Origin of the sequence: Polaribacter aquimarinus (assembly GCF_003129485.1) — a bacterium.
In the GTDB taxonomy this organism is placed as follows: Bacteria; Bacteroidota; Bacteroidia; order Flavobacteriales; family Flavobacteriaceae; genus Polaribacter; species Polaribacter aquimarinus.
On sequence record NZ_QFFG01000002.1, the window covers coordinates 328,466 to 342,692 of the forward strand.

A 14,227-nucleotide genomic window follows, 5' to 3' on the forward strand; every position below is an offset into this window, starting at 1 on the left:
ATTCTCCATTTATAAGTTAAATAACACTATTTTCTTTGAAAAAGAATCAATTTACACATGCTTTAATTGTTTTTTAAAAATTAATTTTAAATTTGATAAAATTGATCTTTATGATAAAAGCAGTAATTTTAGATGATGAACCTAAAGCTATACAAGGTTTATCATGGGAGTTGTCTAATTTCGAAGAAGAACTCGAAGTTGTTGCCACTTTTACCGAACCAGAAAAAGCATTAACGTATTTACAAGCTTCTGAAATAGATTGTCTTTTTCTAGACATTGAAATGCCAACTATGGATGGTTTTCAGTTTTTAGAAAAATTAGAAAAAAAAGATTTTTCTGTAATAATAACAACTGCTTACAACGAATATGCGATTACCGCACTTAAAAAAGAGGCTATTGATTACCTTTTAAAACCTATAGATACAGATGATTTAAGAGATGCTTTAACTAAAGTAAAAAAACATATTTCTAAAGGGTTTAGTGCAGATAAATTTGAAGACATCTTATTAAAGTTTAATGATAAACTAAATCATAAAAAAATTACAATTAATACAGATGGAAAATTGGTTTTTTTAGAACCTAGAGAAATTATTTATGTTGCTTCTGATGGTAATTATTCTACACTATTTCTTTTAGGGAATAAAAAAATGGTGGTTACAAAAAAACTTAAAGAAATTGATGAATTATTACCTAGCGATTACTTTTTTAGAATTCACAACTCCTATATTATTAACCTAAATAAAATTAAAGAGTTTATTAAATCTGATGGTTATGTTGTTTTAGAGAACAACGCTAAAATTCCAGTTTCAAGACAAAAAAAATCTGCTTTTTTAGAAAAGCTTTAAAATACCTAAATGAAAAATTATTTTATAATATATCTTCTTTTGTTTAATTTGACTTTTGGTGCTTTCTCTCAAAAGAAAAAAACAGATTTCAAAATAACTGTTGATAATATTTTAACTACAAAACCTAACACGTATAAAAAAATAGATAAATTATTAAAACCTTTTCAAAGAGATTCTACCAAAGTAAAAATAATTATAGAAAGGTTTCAAAAAGAAAATTATAAAGATGGTTTGGCATACGAATACATTAAACTTGGCAATATTTATAGAAAATATTCTGACTACAACAAAGCAATTGAAGTTCACAAAAAAGCTTTAGAGATTTCTCAAGATAATAAAAATGATGAATTCGAAATATTTAGCTTAAACATGTTAGGTGTAGATTATAGACGTAAAAACATTTACACCTCTGCAATAAACTTTAATAAAAAAGCATTAGAAATTGCCGAGAAAAAGAAGAATCCTAATTCCGGAATTTTAAGAAGTATGGAGGTTTCTTACAATAGTATTGGTAATATTTACCTCTTGCTAGAACAATATATTTTAGCTGAAAAAAACTTTAAAAAAGCAATCGATATTGCAGAAAAATCTAAAAACAAATGGTCTGTATCTATCAATAATGAAAATATTGCGAAAGTAAAAGAAGCACAAGACAGTCTAGATTTGGCTATTGAGTATACTAAAAGAGCATTGGCTATAGATCAAAGTATAAATAATCATTACGGTAGAATGATTTGTTATAATAGGCTTGGTAAACTTCATATTAAAAAAGGAGATTATGTAATCGCAGAGGAATACTTAAAAAATGCTGTCCCTATTGCTAAAAGCGTTAAGAATAAATATTATATTTCTCTTATTAACAACAACTTAGGATGGCTATATACTAAAACAAAAAAGACTAATAAAGCCCAAAAACATTTTGAAAAAAGTTTAAAAATTGCTGAAAAAAGAAACTATAAAACTGCTTTAACCGAGATTTATACAAATTATTCAGAATTTAACGAGCTTACAGGAAATTATAAAGAAGCTTTAAATTATCAAAAAAAGTATACCGCTACAGCAAACGAATTATTAAACGACAAAACCTCTAAATATGTAAACGATTTAATTATTAAATACGATAGTGAGCGTAAGTCAAATCAGATAAAAAGTTTAGCAAAACAAAATGAAATTGCAGCATTAGAACTTTCTAAAAACAGAAATTTTATTATTATCAGTTTTATCGTTTTAATATTATTAGCAACTGTTTTATATTTTGTGTACAGACAAATCTCTTTGAATAAAGAAAAAAAGATTTTAACACTAGAGCAAGATGTTTTAAGAAGCCAAATGAATCCTCATTTTATTTTTAATGCATTAAACTCAATTAAACATTACATTGTAAATAACGAACAAAAAAATGCAGTTCATTATTTAAATAAATTTTCTAAACTAATTCGAAAAATTCTTGAATCTTCTACAGTTAAAGAGGTTTCTTTAAAAGAAGAATTAAATATTATAGATTTATATATGAACATCGAAAATATTAGGTTTTCTAACCAAATAAATTACACGATAAAAGTAGAAGATGATTTAGATATTTCTACAATAAAAGTTCCTCCGTTGGTATTGCAACCTTTTTTAGAAAATGCTCTTTGGCACGGTCTCTCGTCAAAAAAAGGAGATAAAACCATACAATTAAGTGTTTTTAAACTCTCTAAAGAATATATTCAAATTGATATCGAAGATAATGGTATTGGGAGAACAGCTTCGGCCAAAATAAAATCTAATAAGGTAATTCATAAAAAATCGATAGGTATCGAACTAACCAAAGAGCGCCTCAATAACTTTATTAAAGATTTTAAAAACCCTTTTAGTTTAATTTTTAACGATTTGGTCGATGAAAATAAAAACCCGCTAGGAACTAAAGTTGCTTTAAGAATTCCATTACAATAATTCTTTATTTCTAATAAAAAAATTATTCTAAATGCTTTTCTGCCACTTTTTCTAATTCAGAATACCAATCTTCACCAAATTTTCTTACTAAAGCTTGTTTTACAAACTTATAAATTGGCACTTGCAATTCTTTACCTAAAGAACAAGCGTCATCACAAATTTCCCATTTATGATAATTTACTGCAGCAAACTCGCTATAATCTTTAACTCTGACTGGGTATAAATGACAAGAAACAGGTTTTTTCCAATCAATTTCTCCTTGGTTATAAGCTTCTTCGATAGCACAAAGGGCGGTATTTTGTTCATCAAAAATTACATAAGCGCAGTCTGCACCTTTTATTAGTGGGGTTTCCAATTCTCCCCATTCACTTTTTGTCCAAGTGCCTTCTTTTTCTATTACCTCTAGACCTTCTTTACGTAAAAATGGTTTTACTTTCGGATATATTTTCTCTAATATTTTGGTTTCCTCTTTTTCTAAAGGAGCACCAGCTTCTCCATCTACACAACAAGCCCCTTTACAAGCGGATAAGTTGCAAACAAAGTCTTTTTCTATAATATCTTCTGAAACTATTGTCTTTCCTAACTGAAACATTTCGCAAAAATAAACTAATATTTTTCATTTTTTTTCTGTTTTCATAAAATTAGTTAACTAATTTTGCAAAAAATTAAAAGTGTGATGAATTTTAATTATAAAGAAATTCTTACTGCATTTATGGTTTTATTTGCAGTGATAGATATTATTGGAAACATTCCAATTATTATAGATTTAAGAAAAAAAGTGGGTCATATTCAATCAGAAAAAGCATCTTTAATAGCTGGTTTCATTATGATTTTATTTCTTTTTGTTGGACAAAGTTTATTAAATTTAATAGGCATCGATGTGAATTCTTTTGCGGTTGCTGGTGCTTTTATTTTATTTTTTATTGCTTTAGAAATGATTTTAGGTATTACTCTTTATAAAGATGACAGTAGTGGTTCTGCTTCAATTACAGCTACAGTTTTTCCTTTAGCATTCCCATTAATTGCTGGCCCAGGAAGTTTAACTACTTTATTATCTTTAAGAGCAGAATTTGCAATTGAAAATATAATAATCGCAGTAGTTTTAAATATTATCTTTTTATATATTGTTTTAAAAACATCTTCTAAAATAGAGCGTCTGATTGGTCCAACAGGAATTCAAATTATTCGCAAAGTTTTTGGGGTAATTTTATTAGCTATAGCTGTAAAACTTTTTGCAGCCAACATAAAAGAGTTATTCGTTTAATATGAATTTTGATGTATTAATAATTGGTGGAGGAGTTTCAGGAATGCAGTGTGCTTTTGTTTTAGGTTCTGCTCAAAATAAAATATACGCTCAAAATAAAAAAATCGGGATTATACTACATCAAAGAACTTCTCATCTACAAGATGCTTTGTTTAATAATGTATTAGGATTAAAACCAAAAACTCTTGGAAAGGATATTTTACAAGACGGTAAAGAGCAATTATCTTATTTATACCCTAATATTAATCAAATAGAGAAAGAAAAAGTTTTATCTGTATTACCACATAAATTAGGCTATGAAGTAAACACAAATAAAAAAACTTATTTTTCAAATAATGTAATTATAGCTCTAAACTACTCCAAACCCTTTAACATCATTGGACTTGAAAAATACCTAATTCCTCACGAAAGAGCTAACCCTTTAAAAGATAGAATTCAACTAAAAAACAACCACCATTTAATTCAACCTGGATTATATTGTTGTGGCACTATCGCTGGATGGAGAAGCCAGTTTGCTATAGCGGCAGGTAGCGGTGCAAGTGTAGCTACTGATATTCTTACGCTTTGGAATAATAATACACCAACCAAAGTGCATGACAAATTATGATGAAAATCATATTTTAACCCTATTTTAATTTATAATTTTATAATCAAAAGTCAAATTTTTAAGAATTTGATAATTTTTGTAAAAATATTTTAAATAGCAAAATTATATTTATAAATTTTAAAGGGTTATAAAATGGAAATTAAAAAGAATCCAAAACAGCAATTAGAAAATTATAGTAAAATTTTCTTACAAATAGGTTTAACACTTACCTTATTTATAACATACTCTTTGATGGAACATAAAACATTTGATAAAAATGATTTGGGTAGCTTAGGGCATGCTAATATGGTGGATGACATGAAAGAAGATATACCAATCATTGAAATTCAAGAAATAAAACCTCCACCACAAAAAACACCTCCACCAATTGTTGAAAAAATAAAAGTAGTGGAAGACGATTTAAAAATTGAAGAAACTGTTGTAGAATCTACAGAAACAGACGAAAGTGAAGGAGTAGTAGTAAACACCGAGGATATTGTTGAAATTGAAGAAGCAGAAGAAGTTGTAGAAGATATTCCTTTTATTCTAATTGAAAACGTGCCTGTGTATCCAGGTTGTAAAGGGAATAATAATCAATTAAAAAAATGTTTTACAAAAAAAGTAACACATCACTTTGGAAAAAAATTTGATGTTGGTTTAGCTAGTAGACTCGGTTTACAAGCTGGTAAAAAAAGATTATTTGTAATCTTTACAATCAATAAATTTGGAAAAGTGGTTAACGTAAAAACACGTGGACCACACCCAGTATTAGAAAAAGAAGTAACAAAAATTATAGGTTCTTTACCTAAAATGACTCCAGGTAAGCAAAGAGGAATTCCTGTGGGAGTTAGTTATAGTATTCCTATTACATTTGAAGTTAGACAATAAAAAAAGCCTGCTTTTAAAAGCAGGCTTTTATTAAAATTTTAACGTTATTATTCAACGGTAACAGATTTTGCCAAGTTTCTCGGTTGATCTACATTTTTATTTAGCATAACAGCAATGTGATATGACAACAACTGAAAAGGGATTGTTGTTAATAAAGGAGTCAAAGCTTCTTCTGTTTCTGGAATTTCTATCACATGATCTGCAATTTCCTTAACTGTAGTGTCACCTTCTGTAACTATTGCAATTATCTTTCCAGCTCTAGATTTTATTTCTTGAATATTACTCACTACTTTTTCGTAATGCCCTTTATTAGTAGCAATAACAAAAATTGGCATATTCTCATCAATTAAAGCAATGGGCCCATGCTTCATTTCTGCTGCAGGATACCCTTCGGCATGGATATAAGATATTTCTTTTAACTTTAAAGCTCCTTCTAAAGCAACCGGAAAATTAAAACCTCTTCCTAAATACAAACAGTTAGGTGCATCTTTATATACAGCTGCTATTTCTTTAACCTTATCGTCTATCTTGAGAAGTTCTTCTATTTTATTAGGAATTAACTGCATTTTTTGCAAGTACATTCTTAATGCAGACTTAGATAGTGTGCCTTTTTTAGAAGCTAACTTTAAAGATATTAAAGTAAGTACTGTAATCTGAGTTGTAAAAGCTTTTGTTGATGCAACACCAATTTCAGGTCCTGCGTGGGTATAAGCACCTGCATGGGTTTCTCTTGCAATAGAAGAACCCACTACATTACATATACCAAAAACAAAAGCTCCTTTAGATTTAGCTAATTTTATAGCAGCTAAAGTATCGGCTGTTTCTCCTGATTGGGATATTGCAATAACCACATCATTTGAAGTAATAATTGGGTTTCTATATCTAAATTCTGATGCATATTCTACTTCGACAGGTATTCTTGCCATGTCTTCAATTAGATATTCTCCAACCAAACCAGCATGCCAAGAAGTACCACATGCTACTATAATAATTCTATCAGCATTTAAGAATTTATTCATATGGTTATCTATCCCAGACATTCTCACCATACCTTTATCTGCTAACATTCTTCCTCTGTATGTATCTATAACAGCTTTAGGTTGCTCATGAATTTCTTTTAACATAAAATGGTCATAGCCTCCTTTTTCAATTTGGTCTAGACTCATTTGTAACTCTTGAATTTTAGCGTCTACTAATGCATCATCATGAATTCTACGTACTTTAATTCCTTTACCTAACTTAATGATAGCCATTTCTTCATCTTCTAAGTAAATAGCATCTTTTGTAAATTCAATAAAAGGAGAAGCATCAGAAGCAACAAAAAACTCAGAATTGTCTTTACCAATACCAATTGCAATCGGACTTCCTAAACGAGCTATAACAATTTCATCTGGTTTTGTTTTGTCAAAAACGGAAATCGCGTAAGCACCTATAACACTATTCAAAGCCAATTGAACTGCTTGACCTAATTTGCATCCTTCTTGTTTTTTTATCTCTTCTATAAAATTTACAAGAACTTCTGTATCTGTATCACTTTTAAAGGTATAACCTCTAGAGATTAATTCTTTTCTTAAGGTATCATAATTTTCTATAATTCCGTTGTGTACTATAACTAAATCTCCTGATTGAGAAAAATGGGGGTGAGAATTAACATCATTAGGAACTCCATGTGTTGCCCAACGAGTATGGCCCATTCCAATATTTCCTTTTTTTCTTTCTTCTTCCTTATTAGTGATTACCTCTAAATCAGAAACTTTTCCTTTTGTTTTAGATAAATGTATTTTATCTCCATCATACATCATCACTCCAGCACTATCATAACCTCGGTATTCTAATCTTTTTAATCCGTTAATTACTATTGGATATGCTTTTCTGTAGCCGATGTAACCTGTAATTCCACACATAACAATTACTTGTATTAATTAAGTTTGATTTTATTTCTTTTTCTCAGTATACGAAATTTTTAGCTGGGCTTTTTTAGTACCTTTAATAATTCCGTTGCTTGGGTTTTGGTTAAAAATAGTTACAGCTCTTGGATCCCAATTATAACTTTTTACAATAGTGTCTAATACATTATTAAGTATTGGGTTGTCTGTTGTATTATAAACTCTTAAAAATAAATTTGAATTTTCAAGAGAGTTAACACCTAAAACATCAGAAACATGATCTGTAATTCTAAAACTGTAACTTGTATTTTTATTATTTTCTTTTTGTAATAGCCCCGAAAAAGTTGCAAACCCTTCCCTATGGGTATCTTGAATTTGAACAGATTGTTGCTGTACTTCTTTGTATAAAAATAGTCTATTAGGAACTGCTGTTGTATCTCTACTTTGATCAATGTAAAAGGTTAAAGTTGCATCGTTAATTAACCAATTTTTAGATTTTAATTCCTGCAGTTGATTTCCTTGTAATATTTTTACTTCTGCTCCTTTTCCAGCCATACCTTGAATTATAACTTGATTTGAAGAAGGTGAATTCACCTCGTCAGTCATTTTATAAATTCTATTTTGAATACCTGTTAATCTAAAAGAAATACTGTTTTTTATTGTATCAATTACTTCATTAGTTGACTTGTTTTCAACAGTATTTGTATAATTAATTTCTAAACTAGGTGTTAAAAATTGTTGTCCTAGATTGACAAAACTAAAAGGAACCAGTGAATTTTCATCTCCAGATGCTTCAATAATTAATCCTCTAAAATAATCATTTAGTGCCTCTTGGGTAGTTAATTCAGAAGAATTTATCTTGTCAAAAAGAATTGTTTTTATTTTATTGACATCTAAAGGAATCGTTAAAAATGGATTTGCATTTGTTAACTTTAAAGTATCTTTAAAACTCGTACCATTTTTTAAATACCTGTCATAAATATATATTGTATCATTAGCATTAGGGATAAATGTAAAGTTAGCATCTTTACTTAACAAATCTCCTTTTTCATAAACTGCATCTGATTTATAAGAGTTTACTTTGGCTGGGTTTTGAGGATCAAGTTCACTTAAATAAGTGTTATTTCTGTAAACTTTTAAACTTACTCCTTTAGCAGTTGTTCCGAGAACATTGTCTAAAGTGTAAGAAGGCACCATAAAAGTACTGTCTTTTCCGTTAATTTTTACAGTTACATCTTTTTTTCCATTTAAAGTTGCAACGTATGGAAACTTTAAAAAAGCATTATCCATACTGGTCGTAATGGTTGTTGTTTCAGAGGCTCCATCATTTAAAGTTATATTTCCTTGAGTTGCTAATTGTGTTACCAAAGATGACTCTATTTTTTCATAATCATCGTTAGCATAAACACCTAGCCAAAAATCTCCAGTTGAACCTACAACAATATTATCTCCTCTTACTGCGTCTATATCTTTCTGGGTAACAAACACCTCTAATATTGTATCTTTTACTCCAAATTTAGTATTACTAATAACACTTGTTCCTATTTCTGCAAAATCTTTTTCACAAGATATTACACTTACAAATAACAAAGCTAAAGCGCAAGCTAATGTGCTTTTTCTATAATATTTTCTCACAACTTTACAATTAATTAGCCTCAATTAATTCGGCATAAAAATTTAAATAACTTTCTTTCAAATTCTCAGATTGATAATCTAAAACGGCCACCTCTTTCTCTTTTATAAAAGAATTTAATTCATCCGAAACTTCTTCACTACCATGAATAATAGCATCGGAATTTTCTATGGCACTTTTTAAAATATTTGTATAGCTTGGTGTTTTAATTGTTGCTAATTTATCTTCGCTTTCAAAATCAAATTTAACTTTTTCTGAAAGTTTTTCATTAAGAGTACCTTCAAAACTACTCTCATAAAGCGAAGTAACTATTTTACTTTCTGTAAATAATGGTTCTTCTTTGTAAAATTCTTTAATGTATAATGGAAGTAAAGAAGCCATCCATCCATGAACGTGGATAATGTCTGGAGCCCAGTTTAATTTTTTTACTGTTTCAACAACACCTTTGGCAAAGAATATCGCTCTTTCATCATTGTCAGGAAACAAATTATCATCTTCATCAGTAAAAACCGCCTTTCTTTTAAAGTATTCTTCGTTATCTATAAAATAAACTTGCATTCTTTCTTTTGGAATAGATGCTACTTTAATAATTAATGGCATATCCATATCGTTCACAACCAAATTCATTCCAGATAAACGAATAACTTCGTGTAACTGATGTCTTCTTTCATTAATGACACCAAACCTTGGCATAAAAATTCTTGTTTGTACTCCTTTAGAATGTGCGTTTTTCGCAGCATTAAAGGCTGTTGATGATAATTCTGTTTCTGGTAAGTAAGGAACTACTTCCGAGGAAACAAATAATATTCTCTTGTCCTTCATTAAATCAAACTCTTTTTATAAGAAGCGCAAAAATACAAATTTTTATGCTAATATCGTGTTAAAATGGTAAGTTTGCAGACTTTACTTAATTTTTAAGGATGAAAATTTTTACGAAGAAACTAGAATTAAAAACGTATTTATCAACCTGTAAAGAGCAAAATAAATCCATTGGTTTAGTGCCAACTATGGGAGCTTTACACAGGGGGCATTTATCTTTAATAAAAAAAGCACAGAAAAAAAATGATTTTGTGGTGGTAAGTATTTTTGTAAATCCAACTCAATTTGATAAAAAAGAAGACTTAATCAATTACCCAAAAACTATTGATGAAGATATCCAATTGTTAGAAAGTGTGTCTTGTGACGTTTTGTTTTTACCATCTGTAAAGGAAATTTATGACGATAATGTTTCATCTAAAAAATTCGATTTTGATGGTTTAGAACATCAAATGGAAGGAAATTTTAGAGAGGGTCATTTTGATGGAGTTGGCACAATTGTAAAAACCCTTTTTGAAATTGTAGAACCCCACAAGGCCTACTTTGGGCAAAAAGATTTTCAGCAATTACAAATCATCAAAAAAATGGTAAAAAAGCACCGTTTAAATGTAAAAATTAAAGGTTGTCCTATTTTTAGAGAAGCTGATGGTTTAGCAATGAGTTCTAGAAATGCTAGATTAACTGAAGCGCATAGAAATGCTGCGCCTTTTATCTATAAAACACTAAAAAAAGCACGTAAGAAATTTGGCACAGAAAATGCTAATGATGTATCTGAATGGGTAGAAAATCAGTTTAAAAAGCAATCTTTATTAGAGTTAGAATATTTTACGATTGCTGAAGAAAAATCATTAGAAACCATAAAAAATAAAGAATCTAACAAAAAATATCGTGCTTTTATTGCGGTATTTGCAGGTAAAATTAGATTGATTGATAACATTCAATTAAAAAATTAGTAACCAAAAAAAACCTATTTTTGCAGCATGTTAGTACAAGTAGTAAAGTCTAAAATCCACCGTGTAAAAGTTACAGGTGCAGATTTAAATTACATAGGAAGCATTACCATTGATGAAGATTTGATGGATGCTGCCAACATTATCGAAGGCGAAAGAGTTCAGATAGTAAATAATAATAATGGAGAGCGTTTAGAAACCTATGCTATTCCTGGTCCAAGAGGAAGTGGAGAAATTACATTAAATGGAGCTGCTGCAAGAAGAGTTGCTGTGGGAGATGTTTTAATTTTAATTGTATACGGATTTATGGATTTTGAAGAAGCTAAAAACTTTAAACCATCATTAGTTTTTCCTAACGAAAAAGACAATACACTTACATAATTTTGAACATTAAAAAAACCTTAAAAATTATACTACCTCTCGTTTTGGGAGGTTTTTTAGTTTGGTATTCTATCTCTAAAATATCTATTGATGTTTTAATCGGCTATTTTAAAGAAGCTAATTATAGCTGGATTTTCCTCGGACTTTTCTTCGGAATTTTAAGCCATTTGTCAAGAGCTTACAGATGGAAATTTATGTTAGAACCTATAGGGTTTAAACCTAAATTCACCAACAGTGTTCTCGCTGTTTTAGTTGGGTATTTAGTCAATTTAGCACTACCAAGAGCAGGTGAAGTTTCTAGAGCTTTGGTATTAACAAACTACGAAGATGTGCCGTTTGAAAAAGGATTTGGAACCATAGTTGCAGAAAGAATTGCCGATTTAATTATGATGTTATGTATCATTTTAATCACACTTTTTGTCCAATTCGATTTTATCTACGAACTATTAACTAAAAATTTCGACCCAACAAAAATCATCATTGGTTTAGCTGTTTTAAGTATTGGTTTTTATGTTTTTACATCTTTTGTTAAAAAAGCAAAATCAGGAATTTTACTAAAAATTAAAACCTTTGTTTCTGGCTTAATTGAAGGCGTTACAAGCATCTTTAAAATGAAAAATAAATGGGCTTTTATTTTTCACACAGTATTTATATGGGCGATGTATGTGGCTATGTTTTGGGCAACAATTCCTGCAATCGAAGGTTTAAATGTTCCTTTAGGCGGAATTCTAATCGGTTTTATTGCTGGTGGCTTTAGTATTGCTGCTACCAATGGCGGAATTGGTTTGTACCCAATAGCTGTGGCTGGAGCTTTGGCTTTGTTCGATATTCCTACAGAACCTGCTACCGCTTTTGGTTGGATTATGTGGACTGCGCAAACCGCAATGATTATCGTTTTTGGAGGTTTAGCATTCTTGTTTTTACCAATTTATAATAAGAATAAATAACTTCGAGTAATTTTTTAAAAATTGTATCGAGAAGTTGGGCGTTCCCTAAAGGTCGCGCTTTCCACTATATCTTTTTGCAAAAGAGCAAAAAGGATGTCGTTTCAATCGCTAACGCAACTATCCGCCAACATTATATTCTGCAAAAAAGTACATCATTATTTACAAACTTTGTAACTTTGAAACTTTCAACCTTTGCAACTCAAAAAAATGGCCAAAACCAAAACAACTTTTTTCTGTCAGAACTGTGGCACACAACACGCAAAATGGGTAGGACAATGTGGCGCTTGTAAAGAGTGGAATACTATTGTAGAAGAAGTAATTCAAAAAGAAGAAAAACGAGTTTGGAAACAATCTACAACTGCAAAACAGACTATAAATAAACCTTTAAAAATTGCTGATATTGTTCTAAATCCAGAAGAACGAGTTGTAACCAATAACAACGAGTTAGATACAGTTTTAGGTGGTGGCTTAGTTAAAGGTTCTGTAACACTTTTAGGTGGTGAACCAGGAATTGGAAAATCGACTTTATTATTACAAGTTGCCTTAAATATTAGTCAAAAAGTGTTGTATGTTTCTGGTGAAGAAAGTCAATCTCAGATAAAAATGAGAGCAGAACGTTTGGATGCAGAAAACTCTAATTGTTTAATTTTAACAGAAACCAATACCCAACAAATCTTCAAAAATATTGAAGAAACAGAACCCGAAGTTTTGGTAATTGATTCCATACAAACTTTACACACCAATTCAATTGAAGCTTCTCCTGGAAGTATTTCTCAAATACGAGAAACATCAGCTGAACTCATAAAATTTGCCAAAGAAACCGCAACTCCAGTTTTATTAATTGGTCACATCAACAAAGAAGGAAACATTGCAGGACCAAAAATTTTAGAACATATGGTAGACGTTGTTTTACAATTTGAGGGCGACAGAAATCACACCTACAGAATTTTACGAAGTCAGAAAAACAGATTTGGTTCAACTTCAGAATTGGGGATTTATGAAATGCTTTCTAATGGTTTGCGAGAAATTTCCAATCCATCAGAAATATTAATTTCTAAGAAAGATGCCGATTTAAGCGGAACCGCAATTGCCTCAACTTTAGAAGGTATTCGTCCTTTAATGATAGAAATTCAAGCCTTAGTTTCTACTGCGGTTTATGGTACACCTCAACGTTCTACAACAGGTTATAATCTAAAAAGACTGAATATGTTATTGGCGGTTTTAGAAAAAAGAGCAGGTTTTAAATTGGGCGCAAAAGATGTGTTTTTAAACATTACTGGTGGCATTAATGTGGATGATCCTGCTATAGATTTAGCAGTAGTAGCTGCCATTTTATCAAGTAATCAAGACGTCGCAATAAATCCAAATGTGTGTTTTGCGGCAGAAGTGGGTTTAGCAGGAGAAATAAGACCTGTATCAAAAATCGATCAACGCATTACTGAAGCTGAGAAATTAGGTTATAGGAGTTTTGTTGTATCAAAATACAATAAAATTCCAAGAAAAAACTACGGCATCAAACTTATTTTAGTAGGTAAAATAGAAGAAGCATTTGCTACACTTTTTGCTTAAGTAATAACTTAAATTGCTGTTTTCTATAGATGAAACTTAATTCCTTGTGCTAAGGGTAATTCATCAGAATAATTAATGTTATTTGTTTGTTTTCTCATATACACTTTCCAAGCATCAGAACCCGGGTATAAGACAAGAATTTTTCTACTTCTTTCATCTCATTTTCATAATTGAAGTAGATAACCCTTGAACAACTCCTTTTTATTTTTCGATGGATTTTTAGTTGTCCTTTATACTTCATCAAATATAAAATTGATGGAAAGTTTTCGTTATTATAAATATTCTTTTGTGAAATAATATACTTGCTTTTCCATCTTTCTGTTTTTCCAAAAGTTACAGTTATTATTTCATATAATATACTAAGCTTATACTCTGCCAAACCTTTTGCTAGTATATTTGCATAACGCCCCAAACCACAAAGCGCAATATTCAATTTTTTCCATAATAAATCTATGTTTTCTTGGTCAGAAGTTTATCACAGGAAATAATTGTTGGTAAAAAGGGTATAGAGCTAATTTCTTAACAAA

At 29.9% G+C, this 14,227-nt stretch carries 13 protein-coding genes and 1 pseudogene; 9 read left to right on the top strand and 5 right to left on the bottom strand.

The features are described 5' to 3' along the window. Nucleotides 1-110 precede the first annotated feature (110 nt). On the top strand, nt 111-845 hold the full coding sequence (locus DIS07_RS04875; protein WP_109404114.1) for a LytR/AlgR family response regulator transcription factor: 735 nt from the start codon (nt 111-113) through the stop codon (nt 843-845). Nucleotides 846-854: 9 nt separating this feature from the next. Continuing rightward, nucleotides 855-2,780, top strand: coding sequence for a tetratricopeptide repeat-containing sensor histidine kinase (locus DIS07_RS04880; protein ID WP_109404115.1), 1,926 nt, complete (start codon nt 855-857; stop codon nt 2,778-2,780). Between the two features lie 22 nt (nt 2,781-2,802). Here the strand turns inward: DIS07_RS04880 and DIS07_RS04885 are convergent, their stop codons facing one another. Then, the gene (locus DIS07_RS04885) at nt 2,803-3,372 is read right to left on the bottom strand and encodes a DUF3109 family protein (RefSeq protein ID WP_109404116.1); all 570 of its coding nucleotides are present in this window, start codon (nt 3,370-3,372) and stop codon (nt 2,803-2,805) included. An 84-nt stretch (nt 3,373-3,456) separates the two neighbouring features. Between DIS07_RS04885 and DIS07_RS04890 the strand changes: the two genes are divergently transcribed. From DIS07_RS04890 to DIS07_RS04900, 3 genes are all read left to right on the top strand, one after another. Continuing rightward, entirely contained in the window at nt 3,457-4,044 is a 588-nt protein-coding gene (locus tag DIS07_RS04890) for a MarC family protein (RefSeq protein ID WP_109404117.1), read from the top strand. A 1-nt stretch (nt 4,045) separates the two neighbouring features. Further along, nucleotides 4,046-4,651, top strand: coding sequence for an NAD(P)/FAD-dependent oxidoreductase (locus tag DIS07_RS04895; RefSeq protein WP_109404118.1), 606 nt, complete (start codon nt 4,046-4,048; stop codon nt 4,649-4,651). A gap of 132 nt (nt 4,652-4,783) precedes the next feature. Beyond that, entirely contained in the window at nt 4,784-5,518 is a 735-nt protein-coding gene (locus tag DIS07_RS04900) for an energy transducer TonB (RefSeq protein WP_109404119.1), read from the top strand. Nucleotides 5,519-5,565: 47 nt separating this feature from the next. Here the strand turns inward: DIS07_RS04900 and glmS are convergent, their stop codons facing one another. From glmS to DIS07_RS04915, 3 genes are read right to left on the bottom strand one after another with little or no spacing between them, the layout of a single operon-like run. Beyond that, nucleotides 5,566-7,422, bottom strand: coding sequence for a glutamine--fructose-6-phosphate transaminase (isomerizing) (gene glmS / locus DIS07_RS04905; RefSeq protein ID WP_109404120.1), 1,857 nt, complete (start codon nt 7,420-7,422; stop codon nt 5,566-5,568). A gap of 30 nt (nt 7,423-7,452) precedes the next feature. Then, nucleotides 7,453-9,039: a DUF4270 family protein gene (locus DIS07_RS04910; protein WP_181374536.1), complete on the bottom strand. Its 1,587-nt coding sequence runs from the start codon at nt 9,037-9,039 to the stop codon at nt 7,453-7,455. Nucleotides 9,040-9,049: 10 nt separating this feature from the next. Continuing rightward, nucleotides 9,050-9,859 carry a glycogen/starch synthase gene (locus DIS07_RS04915; protein WP_109404122.1) on the bottom strand — a complete coding sequence of 270 codons (810 nt, stop codon included), beginning with the start codon at nt 9,857-9,859 and terminating at the stop codon, nt 9,050-9,052. Nucleotides 9,860-9,957: 98 nt separating this feature from the next. Here DIS07_RS04915 and panC point away from each other — a divergent pair, with 98 nt between their 5' ends. The 4 genes from panC to radA all read left to right on the top strand — a co-directional run bounded on the left by panC (nt 9,958) and on the right by radA (nt 13,700). Next, nucleotides 9,958-10,806: a pantoate--beta-alanine ligase gene (gene panC, locus DIS07_RS04920; protein ID WP_109404123.1), complete on the top strand. Its 849-nt coding sequence runs from the start codon at nt 9,958-9,960 to the stop codon at nt 10,804-10,806. A gap of 27 nt (nt 10,807-10,833) precedes the next feature. Continuing rightward, the gene (panD, locus tag DIS07_RS04925; protein WP_109404124.1) at nt 10,834-11,184 is read left to right on the top strand and encodes an aspartate 1-decarboxylase; all 351 of its coding nucleotides are present in this window, start codon (nt 10,834-10,836) and stop codon (nt 11,182-11,184) included. A gap of 2 nt (nt 11,185-11,186) precedes the next feature. Beyond that, a complete protein-coding gene (locus tag DIS07_RS04930; RefSeq protein ID WP_109404125.1) occupies nt 11,187-12,131 on the top strand; it encodes a lysylphosphatidylglycerol synthase transmembrane domain-containing protein in 945 nt (314 codons plus the stop codon). A 207-nt stretch (nt 12,132-12,338) separates the two neighbouring features. Continuing rightward, complete coding sequence (gene radA, locus DIS07_RS04935) at nt 12,339-13,700, top strand: DNA repair protein RadA (protein ID WP_109404126.1); 1,362 nt, start codon at nt 12,339-12,341, stop codon at nt 13,698-13,700. A 23-nt stretch (nt 13,701-13,723) separates the two neighbouring features. Here radA and DIS07_RS15165 read toward each other — a convergent pair. Beyond that, a pseudogene (locus tag DIS07_RS15165) lies at nt 13,724-13,962 on the bottom strand (aldehyde dehydrogenase family protein); the annotation flags it as partial. Nucleotides 13,963-14,227 lie beyond the last annotated feature (265 nt).

What these genes read in the sequence shown, in the direction of transcription:
- DIS07_RS04875 (WP_109404114.1), top strand. Translation starts at nt 111, where the DNA reads ATGATAAAAGCAGTAATTTTAGATGATGAACCTAAAGCTATACAAGGT.
- DIS07_RS04880 (WP_109404115.1), top strand. Translation starts at nt 855, where the DNA reads ATGAAAAATTATTTTATAATATATCTTCTTTTGTTTAATTTGACTTTT.
- DIS07_RS04885 (WP_109404116.1), bottom strand. Translation starts at nt 3,372, where the DNA reads ATGTTTCAGTTAGGAAAGACAATAGTTTCAGAAGATATTATAGAAAAA.
- DIS07_RS04890 (WP_109404117.1), top strand. Translation starts at nt 3,457, where the DNA reads ATGAATTTTAATTATAAAGAAATTCTTACTGCATTTATGGTTTTATTT.
- DIS07_RS04895 (WP_109404118.1), top strand. Translation starts at nt 4,046, where the DNA reads ATGAATTTTGATGTATTAATAATTGGTGGAGGAGTTTCAGGAATGCAG.
- DIS07_RS04900 (WP_109404119.1), top strand. Translation starts at nt 4,784, where the DNA reads ATGGAAATTAAAAAGAATCCAAAACAGCAATTAGAAAATTATAGTAAA.
- glmS (WP_109404120.1), bottom strand. Translation starts at nt 7,422, where the DNA reads ATGTGTGGAATTACAGGTTACATCGGCTACAGAAAAGCATATCCAATA.
- DIS07_RS04915 (WP_109404122.1), bottom strand. Translation starts at nt 9,859, where the DNA reads ATGAAGGACAAGAGAATATTATTTGTTTCCTCGGAAGTAGTTCCTTAC.
- panC (WP_109404123.1), top strand. Translation starts at nt 9,958, where the DNA reads ATGAAAATTTTTACGAAGAAACTAGAATTAAAAACGTATTTATCAACC.
- panD (WP_109404124.1), top strand. Translation starts at nt 10,834, where the DNA reads ATGTTAGTACAAGTAGTAAAGTCTAAAATCCACCGTGTAAAAGTTACA.
- radA (WP_109404126.1), top strand. Translation starts at nt 12,339, where the DNA reads ATGGCCAAAACCAAAACAACTTTTTTCTGTCAGAACTGTGGCACACAA.